This window comes from Novosphingobium sp. TK71 (assembly GCF_055361505.1).
Genome location: NZ_JBSZKA010000001.1, coordinates 1,235,088 through 1,257,651, shown reverse-complemented (window position 1 = coordinate 1,257,651; position 22,564 = coordinate 1,235,088). Strand labels below are relative to the sequence as shown.

The 22,564-nt window shown below is 63.1% G+C and carries 16 protein-coding genes; 10 read left to right on the top strand and 6 right to left on the bottom strand.

The window, feature by feature from the left end; genetic code table 11:
* Positions 1-7 precede the first annotated feature (7 nt).
* The 3 genes from ACXJ16_RS21550 to ACXJ16_RS21540 all read left to right on the top strand — a co-directional run bounded on the left by ACXJ16_RS21550 (position 8) and on the right by ACXJ16_RS21540 (position 4,683).
* Positions 8-2,428, top strand: coding sequence for an ABC transporter permease (locus tag ACXJ16_RS21550; RefSeq protein WP_463921880.1), 2,421 nt, complete (start codon positions 8-10; stop codon positions 2,426-2,428).
* 28 nt (positions 2,429-2,456) lie between these two features.
* On the top strand, positions 2,457-3,683 hold the full coding sequence (locus tag ACXJ16_RS21545) for a TolC family outer membrane protein (protein WP_463921878.1): 1,227 nt from the start codon (positions 2,457-2,459) through the stop codon (positions 3,681-3,683).
* Positions 3,684-3,792: 109 nt separating this feature from the next.
* On the top strand, positions 3,793-4,683 hold the full coding sequence (locus tag ACXJ16_RS21540) for a DUF1838 family protein (protein ID WP_054435744.1): 891 nt from the start codon (positions 3,793-3,795) through the stop codon (positions 4,681-4,683).
* 45 nt (positions 4,684-4,728) lie between these two features.
* On the opposite strand, the gene ACXJ16_RS21535 is transcribed toward ACXJ16_RS21540, so the two are convergent.
* The 3 genes from ACXJ16_RS21535 to ACXJ16_RS21525 form a co-directional block, all read right to left on the bottom strand.
* Positions 4,729-5,472: an SDR family oxidoreductase gene (locus ACXJ16_RS21535; protein ID WP_463921876.1), complete on the bottom strand. Its 744-nt coding sequence runs from the start codon at positions 5,470-5,472 to the stop codon at positions 4,729-4,731.
* A 28-nt stretch (positions 5,473-5,500) separates the two neighbouring features.
* Complete coding sequence (locus tag ACXJ16_RS21530) at positions 5,501-6,787, bottom strand: cytochrome P450 (RefSeq protein WP_243692648.1); 1,287 nt, start codon at positions 6,785-6,787, stop codon at positions 5,501-5,503.
* A gap of 391 nt (positions 6,788-7,178) precedes the next feature.
* Positions 7,179-8,051: an SDR family NAD(P)-dependent oxidoreductase gene (locus ACXJ16_RS21525; protein WP_186000171.1), complete on the bottom strand. Its 873-nt coding sequence runs from the start codon at positions 8,049-8,051 to the stop codon at positions 7,179-7,181.
* A gap of 394 nt (positions 8,052-8,445) precedes the next feature.
* Between ACXJ16_RS21525 and ACXJ16_RS21520 the strand changes: the two genes are divergently transcribed.
* Both ACXJ16_RS21520 and ACXJ16_RS21515 read left to right on the top strand, forming a co-directional pair.
* A complete protein-coding gene (locus ACXJ16_RS21520; RefSeq protein WP_463921875.1) occupies positions 8,446-9,240 on the top strand; it encodes a sugar phosphate isomerase/epimerase family protein in 795 nt (264 codons plus the stop codon).
* Between the two features lie 3 nt (positions 9,241-9,243).
* Positions 9,244-9,876: a hypothetical protein gene (locus ACXJ16_RS21515; protein ID WP_463921874.1), complete on the top strand. Its 633-nt coding sequence runs from the start codon at positions 9,244-9,246 to the stop codon at positions 9,874-9,876.
* 77 nt (positions 9,877-9,953) lie between these two features.
* On the opposite strand, the gene ACXJ16_RS21510 is transcribed toward ACXJ16_RS21515, so the two are convergent.
* A complete protein-coding gene (locus ACXJ16_RS21510) occupies positions 9,954-10,700 on the bottom strand; it encodes an SDR family NAD(P)-dependent oxidoreductase (RefSeq protein WP_463921873.1) in 747 nt (248 codons plus the stop codon).
* A gap of 129 nt (positions 10,701-10,829) precedes the next feature.
* Here ACXJ16_RS21510 and ACXJ16_RS21505 point away from each other — a divergent pair, with 129 nt between their 5' ends.
* Positions 10,830-11,534, top strand: coding sequence for a GntR family transcriptional regulator (locus tag ACXJ16_RS21505; RefSeq protein ID WP_082370175.1), 705 nt, complete (start codon positions 10,830-10,832; stop codon positions 11,532-11,534).
* Between the two features lie 153 nt (positions 11,535-11,687).
* Positions 11,688-14,366, top strand: a complete 2,679-nt coding sequence (locus ACXJ16_RS21500; protein WP_463921872.1) for a glycoside hydrolase family 2 TIM barrel-domain containing protein — start codon at positions 11,688-11,690, stop codon at positions 14,364-14,366.
* 34 nt (positions 14,367-14,400) lie between these two features.
* Here the strand turns inward: ACXJ16_RS21500 and manD are convergent, their stop codons facing one another.
* The gene (gene manD / locus ACXJ16_RS21495) at positions 14,401-15,609 is read right to left on the bottom strand and encodes a D-mannonate dehydratase ManD (protein ID WP_463921870.1); all 1,209 of its coding nucleotides are present in this window, start codon (positions 15,607-15,609) and stop codon (positions 14,401-14,403) included.
* Positions 15,610-15,701: 92 nt separating this feature from the next.
* On the opposite strand from manD, the gene ACXJ16_RS21490 reads away from it, so the two are divergent.
* The 3 genes from ACXJ16_RS21490 (at position 15,702) to ACXJ16_RS21480 (ending at position 20,144) form a co-directional block, all read left to right on the top strand.
* A complete protein-coding gene (locus tag ACXJ16_RS21490) occupies positions 15,702-16,457 on the top strand; it encodes a FadR/GntR family transcriptional regulator (protein WP_185999921.1) in 756 nt (251 codons plus the stop codon).
* Positions 16,458-16,587: 130 nt separating this feature from the next.
* Entirely contained in the window at positions 16,588-17,949 is a 1,362-nt protein-coding gene (locus tag ACXJ16_RS21485; protein ID WP_207906116.1) for a glycoside hydrolase family 1 protein, read from the top strand.
* Positions 17,950-18,251: 302 nt separating this feature from the next.
* On the top strand, positions 18,252-20,144 hold the full coding sequence (locus ACXJ16_RS21480; RefSeq protein WP_463921868.1) for a tannase/feruloyl esterase family alpha/beta hydrolase: 1,893 nt from the start codon (positions 18,252-18,254) through the stop codon (positions 20,142-20,144).
* 149 nt (positions 20,145-20,293) lie between these two features.
* On the opposite strand, the gene rpoD is transcribed toward ACXJ16_RS21480, so the two are convergent.
* Positions 20,294-22,315 (bottom strand): RNA polymerase sigma factor RpoD, encoded by a 2,022-nt coding sequence (gene rpoD / locus ACXJ16_RS21475; protein WP_132469189.1) that lies wholly within the window; start codon positions 22,313-22,315, stop codon positions 20,294-20,296.
* Positions 22,316-22,564: the final 249 nt, after the last annotated feature.

Genomic DNA, 22,564 nt, shown 5'->3' with positions numbered 1-22,564 from the left:
GCCGGGGATGAACCGCTTCGCCTTGCTTTCGCTCTACCGCTCGCTCACCCGCCACAAGCTCTATGCCGCGCTCAATGTCGGCGGGCTGGCGGTGGGGATCGCGGTGTTCCTCGTCCTGGGGCTCTACGCCCGGTTCGAAACCAGCTACGAGAAGTGGCTGCCCCGGCATGAGGGCATCTATGTGGTGCAGACCGTGTGGAACCTGCCGGAAAGCCCGTTCAACGGTGCCTATCCCTATACGATGAGCGGCCTGCTCGAACAGATGCGCGAGGACTTTCCCGGCCTTGTCGGCACCCGCATCCGGGGCGGCAGGAACGGCGGCGTCGTCATTCGTGGCGGCGTTGCCGCGTCGGTCGATGTCGCGCAAGTCGATCCCGCGTTTTTCGACGTGTTCGACCTGCCGATGGTGCGCGGCAGCGGCGCGGCGCTGCGCCAGCCCACCAGCGTGCTGATCAGCGAAACCCTGGCCCGCCGGTATTTCGGGACAAGCGATCCGATCGGCCAGACCCTGACGATAGCGATGGACAAGACCATCAATTACCGCGTCGCCGGGGTTTTCCGTGATCTGCCCAGGAATACCGATTTCAAGCTGTCGCTGCTGGTGCCGATGCCCACCACGCCGCCTGTGCCGCAGTGGTTTCATTGGGGCAGTTCCTCGCTCCAGACGTTCCTGCGGTTCGACACGCCGGAGGCCGCGCGCGCTTTCGAACAGAAGCTGCCGCCTTTCGTGAACCGGCGGGGCCTTGCCGATCTGGGCAAGGATGCCTGGAAGACGCAGCAAATCTCGCTGCTGCCGCTTGCCCGCATGCATCTGGAACCGGAAGGGCAGGCCAGCGCCAGCCAGAAGATCACCGTCGTCACACTTGCGATCGTAGGACTTCTGACGCTGCTGGTGGCCACCGTGAACTACGTCAATCTGGCAACGGCACGCGCCAATATGCGTGCCCGTGAAGTCGCCATGCGCAAGGTGCTCGGCGCGGACCGGCTTGCGCTGGTGCGGCAGTTCCTGTCCGAAGCCATGCTGACGGTCGGCGTCGCGGCCCTGCTGGGGCTCATTCTGGCCGAACTGAGCCTGCCGCTGGTCAATGCCGCCGGCGGCCTGACGCTGTCGATCCCCTATGCGCTGGTCGTTCCCGCGCTGGTGGTGCTGACGCTCGTCGTCGGCCTGCTGGCGGGCTTCTATCCGGCGCTGCTGCTTTCCGGATACCCGGCTGCGAGTGTGCTGGCTTCTGCCCGTTCGCCCGGCGGCGGCCGCGTGGGAACCCGCGTTCGGGAGGGGCTGGTCGTGCTCCAGTTCGGCCTTGCCATCGCCTTCATGGTCGGCACCGGCGTGCTGGTCGCGCAGACCCGCCATGTCCGGCAATCCGATCTCGGCTTCCAGCGAGAGGGGTTGATGGTGGTGCTCTCCACCCGCGACAGCCTTGTCGCCACCGCACAAACGCGCGCGGTCGTGGCGGCGATCCGCGAACTGCCTTCGGTTCGTGCCGCCGCGCTCGGCAACAATGCGGTGGGCGGCAGCGGCGAGAACAACGCCGATAACGTGCCCCTGCCGGGGCGCGCCGGAGACGGGCCTTCGCTGCGCTGGATGATCGTCGGGCCCGATTTCTTCAAGGTTCACGGCACCCGAATCCTTGCCGGCCGCGTGTTCGACGAGAGCCACCGCGACGACGATGCGCTTTCCCGCACCGACGGGCAGCAACGCAACATCGTCATCAACCGCCGCGCGGTATCGACGCTCGGCTTCCGCTCGCCAGAGGATGCCATTGGCAGGACTGTCGGTGGCAATCGCCCACGCACGATCATCGGCGTGGTCGAGGACATGCGCTTCTTCTCGCCGCGCGAACCCAACAGCGCCAGCTACTACGTCTATTACAGCGAGCCGGAAAAGGCCTACACGACAGTCGCCTCGATCCGCTTCGCCGGCGATCCGCGCGTGACGATGGATGCCGTGCGCGCGATCTGGCAACGCACCGTGCCGCAAGTGCCGTTCGAGGCGGAAACCGCCGACACTCAGCTTGGCAAGTTCTATGAGGCGGACGACCGCGCGACGCGGCTCTTCGCCATTGGCGCGGGCCTTGCCGTGCTGATCGGCTGCGTCGGGCTATGGGGGCTGGCGTCCTACAACACCCAGATGCGGATCAAGGAAATCGGCATCCGCAAGACCCTTGGGGCATCCTCCGGCGATATCGCCAGGCTGCTGGTCGGCCAGTTCCTGCGCCCCGTGCTGCTGGCCAACCTGCTGGCATGGCCGCTTGCCTTCGTGGCGATGCGGACATGGCTGGCCGGCTTCGACGACCGCATCGCGCTTTCGCCGCTCTTCTTCATCGGTGGCAGCCTGCTGGCAACGGTGATCGCGATCCTGACGGTAATGGGCCAATCGCTGCGGGCTAGCCGTGCGGCTCCGGCATGGGCGCTGCGCCATGAATAGGGCCATGCAAAGAGGATCGGCGTGGGCCGTGTCCGCCTTGCTGCTCGCCTCTCCGGCTTCGGCCGAAACCCTCGGCGAGGCGATAGCCGCCGCTTACGAGACCAACCCGCAGCTTGCCGCCGCCCGCGCCCGGCAGGAAGCCCTTGCCGAAACGCCTGAACAGGAGCGGGCGCTCGCCCGGCCCACGGTGTCGGTCGATGGCGATGCCGGCTACGACCGGCAGGGCTATGGCAGGGCAGGATCGCTGACCGCGAACCTGGCCCTGCCGGTCTGGACCGGTGGCCGGGTTTCTTCGGCGGTGCGCGCGGCGAACGGGGATGTCGCCGCCGGGGAGGAAGGACTGCGCGACACTGCAGCGGCGATCCTGCAAGGCGTCGTCGCTGCTTATGCCGCGCTGCTTTACAACCAGCAGGCGGTGGAAGTGGCCCGCGTCGGCATCGAGCGGCTGGATACCCAGGTCGCCGAAACCCGCGCTCGCTACGATCTCGGGCAGGCGACGCGCACCGACGTCGCGCAGCTCGAAGCACAGCGTTCCACCGTCGTCGCCAACCTTGCCGATGCCGAAGGCGCGCTTGCCACGGCGGCGGCGACCTATCGCGCGGCCGTGGGACGTGACGCGGGCGTGCTGACGGCCGATGTCCCATCGCCAGCCGCGCTGCCCGCCAGCAACGACGATGCGCGCCGGGCGGCGGAAGCGGCCAATCCCCTGCTGCTCCAGCAGCGCCTTGCGGTGGGGGCTTCGACCGCGCGAATTGATCGGGCGCGGGCGGAAGGCGCGCCTTCCGTCGATCTTGGCGGGGCTTACGGGCGCGGCGGAAGGCTGGCCGGCGGGAACCTGCGCGATTTCGAAGGCGCCGCCTCTGTCGGGATGACACTGCGGGTGCCCTTGCTCACGGGCGGTCTCGTCTCCTCGCGCGTGCGGCAGGCCGAGGCAAACAATCGGGCAGAGCGGTTTCAGGCCGATGCGGCTGAGCGCGAAGCCGTGCGCGGCGCGGACACGGCCTGGGCCATGTTGAAGGCGGCACAGGGCAGGCTTCGCGCCAATGGCGAAGGGCTCTCCGCCGCCGATCTCGCGCTCAAGGGCGTCCGCGCGGAATATGGCTTCGGCCTGCGTTCTACGATCGACATTCTCGTTGCGGATCAGAGCTTCCGCGCCGCACAGCTTGCTGTCGCCCTGGCCCGGTCCGACGTGCTGGTGGCCGAGGCCGCCTTGTTGCGCGCAACCGGCAGGCTGGACAGGACGGCATATGAGTAGAGCGGCGGCGCTTCGCTGCAAATTCCCCGAACGGCGGATAATCGCGCAAGAGCTGTGCCGGTTCTTCGGTCATGGGCAAGAATAGAGCTTCCATGACGCGGGGTGTGTGATGTCCAGCATGTTCGATATTGCCCGGCCGGGGCGGCGAGACGCCTTGAAACTGGGGCTGGGGATGGCCGCGTCTACCGCGCTGCCATCGGTAACGGCACGAGCGGCGGCGCGTCAGCTTGATCCTGCCGACCCTGCCGATGCCCGGCTGATCTATCGCAAGCTGCGCTACCGCACGGATGACGGATTGCTGTTTTCCTGGATCAAGGGGCCATACATGGCATCGACGGGCGGCGACCTCGTTCCCATGTACGCCCTGAACCTCGGGGCCATCCAGCGCGTGACGCAAAATGCCGACGGCAGCTTCGAGCTCATCGATCTGGAGATCAGTTTCCGCGTCGATGTACAGACAGGCGAGCGGTTGAAAACCTTGCGCAACCCGGTCACCGGGGAGACGGTGACGGTCGGCGGGCGCGGGCCTGTTCCCACTCACCTGAAAGTGTCGGCCGACAACGAGTTCGTCATCCCGGAAGTGCCCGGCCAGCCGAAATACGAGCATGAACATATGCCGGTCAGCTTCTTCCCGCTCGGCCGTACCGAACTGGCCCTTCGCGACCGCTCGCACGCGCGCGTCACCGCGCCGGACGGCTCGGTATCCTTCCTCAATGAAGTCAGCACGATCGCCGGTCCGCGCGAAATCGTGCTCGACCCCCGAACCACGACCGTCAACGCCCGCGTCCAGTCGAACGATGTTCGCAGCTGGCCGGCATGGCTGAAGATGGACGACCGGCCCGGATCGCTGGCGCTGTTCGCGAACGGGGGCAAGGTCAGCCGCTTTGCCGACCTGCCCGACGATTGGCATGCCATGCTGAAGCGGTACTATCCGCAGATTGCCGCGGATCCGATCGCGGTACTGGATGGCAAGGTCAAGGTGGAAGCTGCGACCTGGTGAGCCTGACGAGGGACCGGCGCACAGGCGTTCAGGCCAAGGGGCGCACTACATGTACATGCCGCCGTTCACGCCGAGAACCTGGCCGGTGACATAGCTCGCATCCTCGGATGCGAGGTAGGCGCATGCTCCAGCGATGTCTGCGGGCGTGCCGGGGCGGGAGATCGGGATCATCTGGACGATGGCCTCCAGCGGAAAGCCGCTGCTCTCCGCGTGGCGGTGCATGGTCGGCGTCTCGACGAGCGAGGGCGGGATGGTGTTCACCGTGATGCCGTGCGGCGCGAATTCGCGCGCGAGTGCCTTGGTCATGCCGATGACGCCGCCCTTCGATGCCGAATAGTGGACCTGCTGCGGCCCGCCGGACTGTGCGGCCTGCGATGAAATCGTGACGATCCTGCCCCAGGACTGGTCGATCATGTCCGGCAGGGCGGCCTGCACCGTGTGGAATACGCCGGTCAGATTGACCGCCAGCATGCGATCCCACAAGGCCTGGCTGAGGTCGGTGAAGGGTACGAATTCGGAAATGCCGGCGTTGGCGATGACAATGCCGATCGGGCCGAATTCTGCCCGGACCCGGGCATAGGCGGCATCGATGGCTTCGCGATCGGTAATGTCGAGCGCATGGGTGAGGACCTGATGTCCCTCTGCCCGTAAAGCTTCCGCTTCGGCCTCAAGCAGCTCTGCGTTCATGTCGAGCATCGCGGTCGGATGGCCGTCGCGGGCAAAGCGCTGGGCAATACCGAGCCCGATGCCACCGGCTGCGCCGGTGACGATGACTGTTTTCCTGGTCATGTAATTTCCTCGCAAAAAGGATGGGGGATCAGGCCGCGGCCGGCGTGAATTTCAGATGGAGCTCTTCCAGCCCGCGGATGATGAAGCTCGGTTCGTAGCTGAGATCGGGTGCGGACGCGGAACCGTGCCGGGCTTCGTCAAGGGCGATGTGGCTGGTATGTTCCAGAAACCGCTCGATGATGATGCGGATTTCCACTCTCGCGAGCGGGGCCCCCGAGCAGACGTGGCCACCACGACCGAATGCGACCTGCTCGCGCAGTTTTGGGCGGTTCAGCTCGAACTGATCGGGATTGTCCCAGCGGGCGGGATCCCGATTGGCGGCCGCCAGTGCGAGCATCACCTTGGTTCCCGGCGCAATTTCCATCTCGCCGATCTTCGTCGGTCTGCGCGCCAGACGGAATGTCACCTTGCTTGAGCCCTCCAGGCGAAGGATTTCCTCGATGAAGGCCGGAATCAGGCTGCGATCCTCGCGCAGTTGCTGCTGCAAATCCGGCATGCGGGCCAGATAGAGCATGGCATTGCCGAGCAGCTTGGCGCTCGTGTCCGCACCGGCTCCGAACAGGAAAGTGCTCATCTTGACGAGATCGATGATGTCCGGAAGCGATCCGTCGGGATAGGTGGCCGTCGCCAGGTCGCTGAGAACGTCACCGTTTGGAGCGGCCCTGCGCTCCATGAGGTAGCGGACGAAGTAACCGGCCATGAATTCCAGCGGACCGACATCCGTCGTCGCCCCTTCCGCCGCGATGCTGCCCGGAGGCGGACCCTGATCGAGGATATTGCTGAACACTTCGCGGTCCTCGGACGGAACACCGAGCAAATCCGCGATCACGAGGGTGACGAACGGAACCGAGATCTCCTTGATCAGTTCGCATCGGCCCGTGCGAACCACATCGCGGACGATCCGGTCGGCAAGATGCTGAATGTATTCCTCGTTCGCCTTGAGGCGGGAGGGAACGAACAGGCGGTTGAGCACGGCGCGTGCATTGGCATGATGGACGTCGTCAAGCGCGACCAGAAGATCGCCGGCAACGATCTGGTCGCGATGCGCCTCGATCTGCGCGGTGATGTCGTCGCCCTCGGGTGTGAAGGGGAGGGGGAGCGCCGGGCCGCCGGGGGCGATGGAGGAGGAGAAGTCCCGGGGATTGTTCAGGACTTCGAGCGTCTCGTAAAATCCGGTAACGATCAGCAGATCCCGGGTCTTGGGCTGGTAGACCGGGCCTTGCGCACGCAGGGCCCTGAAATATTCGTAGGGGTCCTTCAGGAGCGTAGGGTCCGTAAGGTAGTCGCGGTCCTTCAGGGCCAGTTCCTCGGTCACAATTCTCTCCAGGACTTTATCGTTTTCGGGCTGCTCACCTCGCCGCGGACGCTGGCCCGCCTGCGTTGTGCGCATGATTTTCGTCACGCGAGAATCCTGACGTAAAGATCCCCGGTCTCTCGACTGAAAACAAAACTACCAACCAGTTGGTCGATAGCGCAACCGAAATCGTGCCACTGCTGCACGCGCCAGGCCGGAGATTGATCCGCGCGTAAGGGAATGAGCCGGAAAGCGGCACATTTTAGCCGGACAATGCGAGGCGAATAACGTGCAGGCGATTGGCCGCATGTCGCGGTGCTGTCCTGCGGGCTGCTGATTAGCCCGCCGGTGGAGAGGAGCAGTTTATCGGCGCCAGCTCATCTGCCGAGAGAGGCGCCGGGGAACGCCGTGCTTACTTCACTTTGTAGGCCGCGAATTCCGGGGTTGGCGTGTCGGTCGTCCTGCGGACCGAAAGCGGGTAGTTGCCACCGCGATCCTTTATCTCATACTCCCGGCCGACTTCGGCGCCGATGACGACCTTTCCGTTCCAGCGCTCCATCATGCGCGGATCGTTGAACATCGCCCAGGCGACATGGCCCGTATATTCGGTGGATTCGAGTTTGCCTTCAAGGTGGCCGAACTTTTCCGGCGCAGCCTCCATCATCTCGAGAAGCCGTTCGGTCGTCAGTGGGCCCATCCAGATCGAAGCTGCGGCAACATGCGATCCGGAATCGGCAAAATCGATGCCCATGTCATGCGCCATCTTGTCCACGCCAGCCTTTTGCGCGCCATAGCAGGGGCCGAAGCAGTAGTGGTTTGCGCCGGGTGAGGAGGTGAACAGCACAAGGCCCTTGTCCTGCTTCACCATGTGCGGTGCGGCGTACCAGCTTGCGACAAAGCCGCTGCGCAGGCCCACATTCATCATCTCGGCAATCTCGAGGGGCTTTTCCCAGAATTGGCCCGGCGCCGAAATCGCATGGCTTTGATAGCAGGCATTGTTGATGAGTATGTCCAGGCGCCCTTGCTCTTCGATGATCCTGTCAATCAGAGCCTTGACCTGTTGATCGTCGCCATGGTCGCACTGAACCGCGATGCCGTTTCCGCCGGCTTCGGTCACTTCAAGAGCGGTTGCATGGATGGTTCCGGGCACTTCCGCGTCTCCGGGATTGAGCGTGCGGCCGGTGACGTAGACGGTGCAGCCATGAGCGCCGAGAGCCCGCGCAATCCCTCTGCCCGCGCCGCGGCTGGCGCCCGTGACCAATGCGACGGTGCTGTTTACGGCCATTTGCATTCTCCCAATTCCCGATGGTTCTGACTTCGCGCGGAATCGCGGGTGACCGCGCGATCCCTGTCTGCCGGAGGGGCCTGCCTACCAGCAAAAATTGCGGCGGCGAATAGGCAGGCCGATTCATCCTGTATACGATCATCGCGTATATCGTGGGCGCCCAAAGGTAAATTGGCGTGTTCAATGGGTGCTGGAATAGCATTGAATACAATATCGGGTTTGGGATCGACGGGGCAGTGACGGCTGACCTTGCCATGAAAACCAACTGGTCGGTAAGGTGTTGTGGTGCTCGCCGCGAATCGAAGTTCGCCGGGGAGATGTCGCGGCTCGGTACGTTCGGGAGCTAGCTTGACCGCACAGCGCGCCCTGAATGGGCGGCACAAGGGAGAGAGTGATGCCGAAATTCTCGCTGGACAGTCTTACGCTTACCGACACCGAACCGATGGAACTGATCAAAGCGGCCGCAGAGGCGGGCTTCGGTACGATCAGCCTGTGGGTTCAGCCGCCGGCGCTCTATCCATCGTCTGCCTGCACGGCGGAAAAGGAAGCGGATTGTGCGCGCCGCATCCGGGACACGGGCATCGCGATAGAGACGCTGGAGGTTTTCGATCTTCATTCCTTTGAAGCGCTCGAAGCCTATAGGCCCGCGCTTGAGCGCGGCGCCCGGCTTGGTGGGAAAACGGCCCTTGTGCTCAACTACTCCAATCCCGACCGCGGGCAATCCGCCGAACTGCTCGGCAAATTTGCAGAGATCGCGGCGGAATACGGCATCGGCGCCAATCTGGAACCGGTTGCGGGAGGGAAGACCAGCTCGCTGCAGCAGGCCGCCGAACTCATCGCCGTGTCCGGCGCGGATGCCGGTGTCGTCCTCGATCCGTTCCATCTGATCAGGTCCGGGGGATCGGTGGCCGATATTGCGGCGCTTCCCGAAGGAATGATCCGTTACGTCCAGCTCTGCGACGGGCCTTTGCAGGTGCCGCCGGAAATTGCCGCGAGCGAGGCGATCGGGCATCGTCTTTATCCCGGCGAAGGAGAATTCCCGTTGCTGGAGATCCTGCGCGCTGCGCCATCGGATGTGACGATCGGGATCGAGTGCCCCAGTCTTGCGCGTGTGCGGGCAGGGCAAACGGCCTCCGTGCAGGCCAGGGAAGCGATGGCGGCAATGAAGCGGATTTTGCAGGAAGCCTGATGCATGACGCGGCCGAAAGTCCATCGCTGTGCCGATATCGACGGGTCGGGGTTGCCGCAAAGCTGCGCGAATCCACAATCGGCTGTCCTTGGTTATCGCTTTCCAGTCCGGCGATTCTCGCAACACTGTCCGGCCATGGTGATTTGCGTTGAGGAACCGAACGGTTGGTATATCAGTCTGGCTGCCGAAGGCTCTGGAGGAGTCGCTCCCGGTGCAAGGCGGGATGCGGTCCGGATCAGGGTACATGAGGCAGGGACAAGGGATGGAGTGCCGGTGGCAATGTGCCGGCTCGGAGAGATCAACCTGAAAGGAACTGAAATGGGAATGTTTCGCAACCTGATGCTTGCAGGTGCCGCCGCGCTTGCCGTGCCCGTGGCGGTGTCGCCCGCGATTGCTGCCGAAGCGCCTGCGGCGCCGGTCTATTCAATCAATACCGATCTCGGCACGTTGCTGGACAACCCGCAGACCAAGGCCGTCCTCGACAAGTATATTCACGAGATGATCAGCAATCCGCAGATCGATATGGCGCGCTCCATGACGCTGCAGCAGCTCCAGTCCTATGCCGGTGATGCGCTGACTGACGAGAAGCTGAAGCAGATCGATGCGGATCTGGCCAAGGTTCCTGCCGCAAAGTAGGGCCTTTCCGGAACCCGGTATAAAAAAGGGGCGGCGAAGGCTGCCCCTTTTTCTTTCATGCGATCCTCAAGCTTTCATCAGTTGAGATAGCGGCCGCCATTCACGCTCAGCGTATGGCCCGTGATGTAGTCCGCGTCTTCCGATGCCAGAAATGCCACTGCGGCTGCGATGTTTTCGGGCCGTCCCGCGCGTCCCATCGGTGTCATCGGTGCATATGCCGCTACATCGACGGGAGATTCCTGCAGCCCTTCGGTGTTCACGAACCCCGGCGGAACGGCATTGACGGTGATGCCGCGCTGCGCGAATTCCATGGCGAGCGCCTTCGTGAAACCCAGAACCCCACCCTTTGACGCAGCGTAGTGCGCCTGATTGGGCGTCCCTGCCTGTGCCGACGACGATGCGATATTGATGATCCGCCCCCAGCCGAGTGCCAGCATGTCAGGGACGATTTCCTTGACGCAGAGGAACGGGCCCTTGAGATTGATGGCCATCAGCTTGTCCCATGTCTCCTCGTCGAGTTCCTCGAACTTCGCGAATGGAGAGAGCGCGGCATTGTTCACCAGTATCGAAATCGGGCCTAGCGCTTCGCGGCTTCTGACCGCCGCATCGCTGATCTGGCCCGCGAGGGAACTGTCCGCCGCCAGACCTATGGCCTGCCCGCCGCGTTCGGCGATCAATTGAGCGGTATCGCGGGCTCCGGCCTCGTTCAGGTCCCAGACGGCTACTGAAGCACCGTCGGCCGCGAGCCGAAGAGCGATGGCGCGGCCCAGTCCGCGTGCTCCGCCGGTGACGACGGCTGTCTTGCCTTCAAGCGACAAAGTCATTCTCCCAGTTTTCAGATTGTATACAATACCTGTCGCATGGTTCCATGGTGTTTGCAAATCGGGAGGCGCCTTGCCCCGGAAATGCAGGAAGTCTACGATGCGGGGCTAGCGATCTTGAAGGGCAATGGAATGGGCGATGAATCCGATCTGGCGGGCGACCGAGTTGCCAGGATCATCGCTGAGCGGATCATGACGGGGCGTCTTGCCGCCGGCGAGCCGATCAAGCAGGACGAGCTTGCGGTGGAGTTGGGAACGAGCCGGATCCCGGTGCGCGATGCGTTGAGGATACTCGAAAAGCGGGGCATGGTTTCGCTGCGCGCCAATGCGAGCGCGAAGGTGGTCAGCCGGACCGTGGAGGACATGGATGTTTCCTATCGCATCCGCGAGGTTCTCGAACCGATGCTGCTGGCCGAAAGCATTCCCCATCTTGGCGAGGAGGCGATCGACGCGCTTCGCCAGCTCAAAGATCGCCTTGCCGATGATTTGGGGTATGAGGAATATCTCGCGCTTACTCGCGAATTCCATGTGCTCTGTTTCAGCGGGCATCGGGCGCCGCTGCTGTCTCACATCATAGAATGGCTATGGGATACCACTTATAGTTACCGCGCCGCCTTTGCGCGCATGTCCGTCGCGGATGAGGAACGTCTGCGGGCGATGCGGGTGGAGCGCGAATTGCTCTTCGATGCCATTTCTCACCGGGAAGTGGACTTGGCGCAGCGAATCTGGGCCATTCAGGTGAGGCGCACTCACAAGGCGTTGCTGCGTTACGCGGATCGGGCGGATTTGCTGGGAAGCGAAACGCCGGCAGGCGCAAGGGGCAATTCTTCCCGCTGATTTCGAAGTGGATACAGGGTGCGGGCGTGCCGGAACGCCGCCTGCGCGCCATTGGCATTTCCGCTTGCCATTGACCAACCTCATTTGGACTGACAGAGTTGGACCGATTGGTCCATGATGGTCAGTCCAAAAAGTTGCAATGGGGATGCTCCGGTGACAAGATATGCGAAGGGCAAGCGCGCCCTGTTTGCGGCACTGCTTGGCTGCTGCTGTTCTGCTTTCGCTCCTTCCGTCGCCCAGGCGGCAAGCGCCCAGCAGCCCGCGGCGCAGGGCAGGTCCGTGCTCGATCTATCGCAAGGCTGGCGGTTCCAGGCCGGCGATCAGCCGGAGGAGGCCAGCCGGCAAGGTTTCGACGATGCGGCCTGGCAGACGGTTTCCGTTCCGCACACCTGGAACCGGCTTGGGGAGTATGTGAAGGAGCGATCCTCGTCCGCCAACAACTACCAGGGGGCGGGCTGGTATCGACTCCACGTCAAGGCGCCCCGGGCAGCCGCGCGCGAGCGACAGTTCCTTGACTTCGCGGGCGTGGGCAAGATTGCCGACATATGGGTGAACGGCACGCATGTGGGGCGGCACGAAGGAGCGTTCGCGCGCTTCAGGATCGATGTTACAGCCGTCTGGAAGCCGGGCCTGGACAATCTGGTCGTCGTGCGGGCGGACAATTCGAAGCCTACCGCGGACAACGAAAGCGGGCAGGTCATACCGCTTTCGGGCGATTTCTTCGTCAATGGCGGAATCTACCGGGGCGTGACCCTGCTGACGGCGCCGGATGCCGGTGTCGATCTGCTCGATTTCGGCGGGCCCGGCGTTTACGCGAAGGCCACTTCGGTCACGCCGGAAAGCGCAAGCGTGGACGTGCTGGTTCGCCTGCGCAATCAGGGCGCATCACCCCGAAAAATGGTGATGACCACAACCCTTCGCGATGCCGGGGGGCGAACGGTGGCAACACAGTCGCAGACGTTGAGCCTGGCGCCGGGGCAGGATTCCCGGCAGGTGAGCCTGTCGCTTCCCCGCCCGCACCTGTGGAACGGCCGGGCCGACCCCTACATGTACTCCATTGCGGTCGAGACGAGGGAGCCGGGGGCGGCAAGGCAGACTGTCACCGTGCCGCTGGGCGTGCGATCGTTCTCGTTCGATGCCAATGCCGGCTTCTTCCTGAATGGCAAGCATGTGAAGCTGCAGGGGGTTTCCCGCCATCAGGACGTCATGGGCAAGGGATGGGCGCTTTCGGATGAAGACCATGCCCGCGACATGCGCATGATCGAGGAACTGGGGGCCAATACCGTGAGGCAGGCCCACTATCAGCACGCCGATGCATGGTCGGACGAGGCAGATCGCTCCGGCATGGTGGTCTGGGCGGAGCTGCCCTATGTCACGACGCCTTCGCTGTCGGGCGGGAAGGGCAGCGACCGGCTATGGGCGAATGCGGAGCAGCAGCTTCGCGAGCAGATCCGGCAGAACTACAACCATCCCTCGATCATGATGTGGTCGGTGGGCAACGAGGTCGATTCCGCCAAGGGTTTCGGCGTCCAGGGAGAGCCGCCACAGCCGCTTGCGCTGCTCAGGCACCTCAACCAGATCGCCAAGCAGGAAGACCCGTCACGCCCGACCACTTTTGCCGATTGCTGCGAAGGGCTGACGATGTTCAAGACGGCCGGCGAAGGGCTGGCCGGGGCCGCCGATCTTATCGGCTACAACCGTTACTACGGCTGGTACATGCCCAACCCGACCGATGCGCGCAGGCAGTTCGGCGAAGCGCTGGACAAGCTCCATGCGGATCATCCCACCTTGCCGATTTCGGTTTCGGAATACGGCGGCGGAGGATCGCTCACCCAGCACAGCGACAATGTGCGTGCCGGCTTCGTGAACATGGCGGGACGCCCCCAGCCGGAAGAATTCGAATCCTTCGTTCATGAAGAGAACTGGCCGGTCATTCGCGAGCGGGATTATGTGTTCGCCAGCTGGGCGTGGAACATGTTCGATTTCCCCAGCGACTTGCGGCAGGAGGGCGATGCGATCGACCTCAACACGAAGGGGTTGGTGAGCTTCGATCGCAAGACCCGGAAGGACGCCTTCTACTACTACAAGGCGCAGTGGAATCCGGAGCCGATGATCCATCTGACGGGCAAGCGCTATGTCGACAGGGCCTATGCGGTCATGGAGGTCAGGGCCTATTCCAACGCCGCGAAGGCCCGGCTTACCGTCAATGGCCAGATGATTGGCGAGACCGACTGCCCCGACCGCATATGCATCTGGCCGGATGTCAGGCTTGCTCCCGGGGAAAACCGCGCGGTGGTCGATGCCGAGGTCGGCGGCACGAAGGTGAGCGATGCCACCGTGTGGACCGGTCCGAATCCGGCCCTTTCCGGCATTGCGATCGATGCCGGCGATCTGGCGGGGCGGGTCGTGGCGGGGCGCCGGTTCGGCTCGGACAATTTCGTGACCGGCGGCGCGCCCATGATCCTCAACATGGAGGGCTTCGGCCGCAAGGCGGCCAATCCGCGCCGGGTCGAAGCCGGGTCTCCGGAGCTCTTCGAGTTCTGGCGCGAAGGCGAGGCGTTCTCCTATGCGATACCGGCTCCGGACGGCCGCTGGAAGGTGACGGTGCTCACCTTCCAGCCGAGCCCGGCGGCACCGGGCAGCGCGATGATGGCAATATCGGCGAACGGCGCTCTCGCAGTGCCGGCCTTCAACATTGCCGCATCGGCCGGCGGCGCGCTGAAGGCAAAGGCGATCACCTTTGCTGTAGATGTCAGGGGCGGCGTGCTGAAGCTCGACTTCGCCGGCAAGGGCGGCAAGGCGGTCGTCGCCGCGATCACGCTCGACAAATGATGTGAAAAGGGCGCCCCAGGGGGGCGCCCTTCGATCACCAGTTCCACATCGTGCCGTCTTCGAGGCGGGCGACGGGAAGATAGGCTGGCTTGTAGGGATACTTTGCCGCCAGCTCCTCGTCGATGTCGACGCCGTGTCCGGGCGTTTCGCCGCAGATGAGATGGCCATCTTCGAAGCGGTAATCGTGCGGGAACACCGCATCGGTTTCCTCGCTGTGGCGCATGTATTCCTGGATGCCGAAATTGGGGACCCAGGTGTCGAAATGCAGGGCGCAGCCCATCGTCACCGGGGAAAGGTCCGTCGCGCCGTGGCAGCCGGTGCGGATCTGGTAGAGGGCGGCCAGATCGGCGATGCGGCGCAAGTGCGTGAGGCCGCCCGCGCCGACGACCGTGCAGCGGATATAGTCGATGAGCTGGTTCTGGATCAGGTCCTTGGCATCCCAGATCGTGTTGAATATCTCGCCCACCGCCAGCGGCGTGGTGGTGTGCTGGCGCACGAGGCGGAAGGCCTCCTGATTTTCGGAAGGCGTGCAGTCCTCCAGCCAGAACAGCTGGAACGGTTCCAGCATCTTGCCGAGGTTGGCGGCCTCCTGCGGCGTGTAGCGGTGATGGCCGTCATGCAGCAGGTGGTGGCCGAAGCCGTAAGTCTCTCGCAGCTTTTCGAAAAGGCGGGGCACGTGGTTGAGCGCCTTGCGCGTATCCCAGCCCGTTACCGAAGGAAGCGCGGCGTCGGCAGGCTCGTAGAACAGCTTGCCCCGGCCCACGCCATAGGCGTCCTTGATGCCGGGAATTCCGGTCTGGGCGCGGATGGCCTTGTACCCCATGTCGATGTACTGGCCCACGGCATCGACCGTTTCGGCGATATCGCCGCCATTGGCATGGCCGTAGACCATGACGCGATCGCGGCTGCGCCCGCCCAGAAGATCGTAGACCGGCATCCCGGCCATCTTGCCCTTGATATCCCACAGCGCCATGTCGACCGCGGCGATCGCGCGCATCGTTACGGGGCCGCGCCGCCAATAGGCTCCGCGATAGAGATATTGCCAGATGTCCTCGATGCGGCGCGGATCCATGCCGATCAGGCAGGGGATAACGTGATCCTCCAGATAGGATACGACGGCCTTCTCGCGCCCGTTGAGCGTAGCGTCGCCGATTCCGTAGACGCCCTGATCTGTCTCGATCTTGAGAGTCACGAAGTTGCGGCCCGGGCAGGTCACGATGACCCTGGCGCTATGGATAAACATCTGGCGTTCCGGCTCCCTGTTCCGCCCGCCTTGACGGCGCGGTGTCGTTCTGTACAACTTCTCGTATATTGGTCAGGCCAAAAGAGAGCAATATGTCTGAACGTGAAAATGCCTCCGGAGGGCGGCTATATCAGGAGCTTGCCCGCAAGCTGATGGAGGAACTGGTGGCGGGCCGTTACGTCGTGGGGTCGCGCCTGCCCGCGGAAAGGGACATGTGTACCATCTACGGCGTCAGCCGGCCGATCGTGCGCGAGGCGATCATCGCGCTCGAAGTGCAGGGCTTCGTGGAGACGCGGATTGGATCCGGCGCCTATGTCGTGCGCCTGCCCGGCCATAACGATGTGCCCGGTTTCGATATGACCGCGTTCGAACTGACCGAGGCGCGTCTCATGGTCGAAGGGGAAGTGGCGGCTCTTGCGGCAACCCAGGCGACTGCCGAGGATCTGCGGGAAATTTCATCGCTCGTTGACCAGATTGCCAGCGAGAATTGCGATCCGCTCGGCAAGGAACGCGCGGACCGGGCTTTCCATCTGGCAATCGCAAGGGCGACGCGCAATCGCGCGATGATCGATCTTGTCGAGCGTTTGTGGGATCTTCGCGAGGCTTCGCCCGAAAGCGCCCTCCTGCACGACAAGGCCAGAACGGCCAATGTGAAGCCCGTGGTGGACGAGCATACGGCAGTACTTGCCGCGATCGAGGCGGGCGATGCGGCGGCGGCAAGGGCGGCCATGCGCGGCCATCTGGCATCGGTGCTAGACAGCCTGTTGTTCGCGACGGAGGAAATGGCCGTGGAGGAAGCGCGGCGCGCAACCGAGGCGAAGCGCGCAAGGTACATTCGCACGAACTGAAGACTTCGGCGCGGCAGCAATTTTCCGCTTCCGCGCCAAATCATATGCCGATGGGTCGCCCACAGGCATACGGCGATACCGCGCAAAGCAGGGTCGCGACAAAGAACATAGATCGAATGGGAGAGAGATTATGGAGGATCGACAGGTTCGTTTCGACCGCCGCAAGGCAATGGCTGCGACTGCTGCAATGGTCGCGGGCGCTGCCGGCATCGGCGCATCCGCCGCACTGGCCGCACCGGCTTCGCGCCGGTTTCCCAAAGGCTTTCGCTGGGGCGCTTCGACCGCGGGTTACCAGATCGAAGGCAATAACGTGAACGCGGATCTGTGGCTGATGGAGCACGTCAAGCCGCAGACGTTCGCGGAGTTTTCCGGCGATGCCGACGACAGCTATCACCGTTGGCGGGAAGACATTGCGGTGATGAAGGCGATCGGGCTCAATTCCTATCGCTTTTCCATCGAATGGTCCCGCATCGAGCCGACGAGAGGTCAGTTTTCTCAAGCCGAGATCGACTATTATCGCCGCTTTGCAGAAGCTCTGCGCGAAGCGGGGATCGAGCCCGTCATGACCTTCTATCATGTCGCGGCGCCTCGTTGGTTCGCTGAGGCAGGAGGCTGGCTCAATCCGGATTCGCCGGACCTGTTCGCCAATTATTGTGACCGGGCCGCGCGTCAGCTTGCGTCGATCATCGGCGTTGCCTGCACGATCAACGAGCCGCAGGTCGGCCTCACCTATCGGACCATGCCCCAGTCACAGGCCTACTTCGGAAAGCTGGACGAGGCGCAGGAGGCCGCGCACCGGGAGGCTGCGCGCGTGACGGGTAGCGCGCGCTTCGTCACGATGAACCATCCCGATATCAAGGGCATGACGCCGCAACTCATGGCCGCCCATGAAAAATCGGTGCAGGCGATCAAGGCGGCGCGGGGCGATCTTCCGACCGGCGTCACGCTGAACCTCGTCGATTTCCAGCCCGCGAACGAAGGCGCGAAGCACCAGGAACTGCGCAAGGCCGCTTATGGAGACTGGCTGGAGGTTGCCAAGCGCTCTGGAGACTTCGTGGGGGTGCAGACCTATCGGCAGGTTCGGATTCCGGGCGAGGGTGCCAAGCTTCCCGATCTCCCGGACATGCCTTACGTTGATCGCGCGCATCTCGAAGAGATGATCAAGCAGCCGCAGGCGCTGCGCAATACGGTCGAATATGTTCACCAGCAGACCGGAAAGCCGATCTTCGTAACGGAAAACGGCCTCGAAACACCCGATGATCGCAGGCGCGCCTGGTACATTCCGCAGGTCCTGTCCCAGCTTCACGATGCGATGGATGCGGGCGTACCCGTTATGGGCTACATGCACTGGTCGCTGATCGATAACTTCGAGTGGCTTCAAGGTTATAAGCCCCAGTTCGGGCTGGCCGCCGTCGACCGCGAGACCTACGCGCGTAAGCTCAAGCCAAGCGCCGCCGTCTACCGGCAAATCATCCGCGCCAACGCGGTCTGAGGGCGCGGCCCGCGGAACCACGCGAATTTACCGCGATACTGCAACGCCTGGCGCTGCGGTATCGCGGCGCTTGGTATTCAGGCCAGAACCTCCTTCCTTTGAGAAACGAACAAGCGGTTTCTCTCCGGCACGTGCCGATCCCGAATTTGGCGTTGGAAACCGCATTGTCCGAGGCCGCGGACTATTTCTGGCCCGGCAATAAATTCGTTGTAACTCCCCTCGGTCTAAATTATCTACCGATTAGTCGGTAAAAATAATGCCGAAGCTGCCTGCAAGGGCGGCGGATCGGGAGGGAGAACGAAATGATCGGATATCGCGATTTCACGCGCGCACGGTATGTGGCCTGCAGCGTACTGGCGATTGCCTTGTCGGGTTGCAGTACAAGCGACGCCCCGCTGCCGGTTGCTGCCTCAGGGCCGGAGCCCTCTTCGATCAATGACGAGACTTTGGCTGCCGCCTGCAGCGCCGCAGCACTGCAAAACGTCGCATCCGTGCTGGGCCAGGGTGTTACGGTAAAGGCCATTCCCAATGGCGCAACGGTGCCTGGAGGCGCAAGGTTCTACGCTTCGACCGCCACGACGCCTGCATTCTGTCAGGCAGTCGGCAGCTTCGTGACCAACCCTGCAACCGGCAAGACCGCGAATTTCATGGCGACTTTTCCGGCCAACTGGAACGGGAAGTACATGCAGGTCGGCTGTTCGGGGCACTGCGGCCAGTTCTTCGTAAGCGATCCGGCCATGCCGACGATCGTCATTACGAGCCAGGGCAAACCGATGGACGCGATCACAAAGGGATACGCGATCTTCGCGACTGACGAGGGGCACACCGGAATGGCCGGCGGAACCTGGGCGGTGAAGCCGTCGGGCGAAGTGGATGAAGACGCGATAGAGGACTTCTACTACCGGGCAGACAAAGTGCTCTCGAAAATGGGGAAGGATTTCACTAAGGCGTTCTACGGGGCGCTGCGCAATCGGCCGCAATCGATCGCCTATTCCTATTTCAACGGCTGTTCCGGCGGCGGACGCGATGCGCTTGTCGCCGCAAGCCTGTTTCCTGAAGCATTCGACGGCATCATAGCGGGATCGCCCTACAACACGTCAGGTGGGGCGTTCCAGTTCGCCGGTGTCCCGATCGCGTCCTTGCGATCACCGGCGGCGCAAGTGACGCCTGCTCTCGTTTCCCTGATCCAGCCCATCGTCATGGCGCAATGCGACAAGCTCGACGGCGTTCAGGATGGGCTGATCCAGAATCCGGCCGCCTGTAATTTCCGACCGGAACGCGATCTGCCGATCTGCAAACCGGGGCAAGCATCGGGCACCTGCTTTACCAAAGAACAGGTCGAGACTGTGAGCACGCTCATCAGTGCAGTCACCGATGAACGCGGCGCGGTCGTGCAGCCGGGCCTTGCCGTCAGTGAATTGCAGGGAACGTCGTTCATTACGCCCAAGCGTCCTGCAGACCTTTCGGCCGCGGAACCTTTTCCGGGCTCGGACAATGGCGATGTCGCGAACAATGGATATTGGCCCCTTGCCGATGCCATGCTCAAGGTCTTCGTCCATGACAACGATCGCAATTTCCATACGCGTTCGGTCGTCAGCTTCGCCAGTGGAGGGACCGGTCAGGTCTCGAACTTCCACATCGTCGTGCCCGGTTCGGAAGTTGCGCTCCTGCGGCGCAAGGCCTTTTCGGGCATTGGGCACCGGCCGGAGGGGTTCGACAATCTGCTCAAGTCCAGGACGCGTCTGCTGATCTGGCACAATCTTTCCGACAACGTACTCACCCCTTACGCTTCGACGAACCTCTACAACCAGCTTGCATCGCGCCATGGCGGTTATGCGAAGGTGCAGCAGAGCGTACGTCTGTTCGGGCTGCCCGGAACGCCGCACTGCAGTATGGGCGGCATTGGCCCGAACACGTTCGATGCCATCGGAGCAATGGAGAAGTGGGTTGAAAACGGCCGGGCTCCCGACGCGCTGATGGCGACGCTCTATCCGGTCAACGGATTTGGCGTGAAGGATTTCTCGAAGGCACCGGGACGGACCATGCCGCTCTGCAAGTATCCGGCAATGGCGCGGTACAAAGGCGCTGGCGATGTCAACGACGGCGCAAACTGGGAATGCCCGGCCAACGATCGCAGAATGCTGGAAATCGGCGAGAGCGGAAGGCAGGCAGGAGTCATCGGCCCGAAAATCTGACCGGCCGGGGAAGGGGGAGTTCTCTGGAATTCCCGCTCGACTGCGCTTGACTGTTGCTGTGAAAGCCTGCCCGGGCGGCCCGGTTCGCTGAAAGGGGAATGCCCAGGAGGGGGCGGCAGACTGGATGCCTGCGGCCCCCCTTGTCTGGCTTAATCCAGGAAGGCGCGCATGATGCGGGACCGGCTCGGGTGCTTGAGCTTGCGCAGGGCCTTGGCTTCGATCTGGCGGATACGTTCGCGGGTAACCGAGAACTGCTGGCCGACTTCCTCAAGCGTATGGTCGGTGTTCATGCCGATGCCGAAGCGCATGCGCAGCACGCGTTCTTCACGCGGGGTGAGCGAGGAAAGCGTGCGGGTGATCATTTCCTTGAGGTTCGCCTGGATCGCAGCGTCCACCGGGATAACCGCGTTCGCGTCCTGAATGAAATCGCCGAGATGCGAATCTTCCTCGTCGCCGATCGGCGTTTCGAGCGAGATCGGCTCCTTGGCGATCTTCAGAACCCGCTTCACCTTTTCGAGCGGCATGGACAGGCGCTCGGCCATTTCTTCCGGCGTGGGTTCGCGGCCCTGCTCGTGAAGGAACTGGCGGCTGGTGCGGACCAGCTTGTTGATCGTCTCGATCATGTGCACCGGGATGCGGATCGTGCGGGCTTGATCCGCGATCGAGCGCGTGATCGCCTGCCTGATCCACCAGGTGGCATATGTCGAGAACTTGTAGCCGCGGCGGTACTCGAACTTGTCGACCGCCTTCATCAGGCCGATGTTGCCTTCCTGGATGAGGTCCAGGAACTGCAGGCCGCGGTTGGTGTACTTTTTGGCGATCGAGATCACCAGGCGCAGGTTCGCCTCGACCATTTCCTTCTTGGCGATGCGCGCCTCGCGCTCGCCCTTCTGGACCATGTTGACGATGCGGCGGAACTCGGGAAGCGCCATGCCGGTGGTGGCGGCGATGTCCGAGACTTCCGAGCGGATGCGTTCGACAGGATCGGCCTCGGCCTCGGCGAAGGCGGCCCACTTCTTGTCCTTCTTCGCCATGTCGGCGAGCCAGGTGTCGTCCAGCTCTCGGCCCATGTAGGTTTCGAGGAAGTCTGCGCGCTTGACCTTGTGACGCTCGGCAAGGCGCAGCATCTGGCCGCCCAGCGTGGTGAGGCGGCGGTTGAAGGCGTAGAGGTTGTCGACGAGATATTCGATCTTCGACGCGTGGAACTTCACCGATTCGACCTGCGCGGTGAGGTCTTCGCGAAGCTGCTGGTACTGGTCTTCCTTGGCGGCCGGGAAATCGATGCCCAGCGCCAGCGCGTCGAGGCGCTCGGACTGGAGGCGTTCGAAGGCCTGGAACAGCTCGGTGATGAGGATGAACTTCTCAAGCGCTTCGGGCTTGAGGGCCGCTTCCATCTGCGCGAGGCTGAGGGTGTTGTCTTCTTCCTCTTCCTCAGCCTGCCGCTTGGGGATCGGATTGCCGTCCTCGTCGACCTCGGAGGTTTCCTCCTCGACGTCGTCCTCGTCCTTGAAGGAGGGACCGGCGGTCTTTTCGCTGATCTCGCCGTCGTCGTCGCCGTCTTCCGTCAGGCTTTCGGGCGCGGGCTCCTTCGAGAGCATCGCGTCGAGATCGAGGATCTCGCGAAGCTGCATCTCGCCGTTGTTGAGCGCTTCCGACCACTGGATGATGGCGTGGAAGGTGATCGGGCTCTCGCACAGGCCCAGGATCATCATGTCGCGACCGGCTTCGATTCGCTTGGAGATGGCGGCTTCGCCCTCTCGGCTGAGCATCTCCGCCGCGCCCATTTCGCGCAGGTACAGGCGAACCGGATCGTCGCTCCGGCCGAGGGCTTCCGCACTCTTGCTGTCGGCCGCGCGGCGTCGGGTGCCTTCGCCGCTTTCGGCGAAACCGCTGTCTCCGTCGCGATCCTCGTCCGCGTCCAGTTCCGGCTCGGCATCGGCCGCATCGTCATCGTCTTCATTTTCGACGATTTTGACGCCCATTTCCGAGATCGCGGCCATGATGTCCTCGATCTGTTCGGAAGACATCTGGTCCTGCGGCAGCGCAGCGTTCAATTCGCTGACGGATATGACACCGAGGCGCTTGGCCCGCGCGATCAATCGCTCGACCGAGCCCCGGCCGGAATCGATCAGCGGTGCGTCGTTCTCCGCGCCATAATCTTCGTTGCTCATTCTTGTTCGCTTTTTATCCATTGTGCGCCTTCGGCGGCGTTGCTCCGCCAGGACAAAGACGTCGGTCTGAAAGTGCATTGCCTGACACAGCGGCAAAGCGCCAGCGATCTGTCACACGGCAAACCGGCAAGGGCCATTTTGAACGCCGACAGCTTTCCCGTCTCTATCATGGGTATCAAGCAGGCCGCAGGCAATGACGCCCATGCGTTTTCATGTCTCGGGGCATAAAGAAGGCTGTAGTTCGTGATT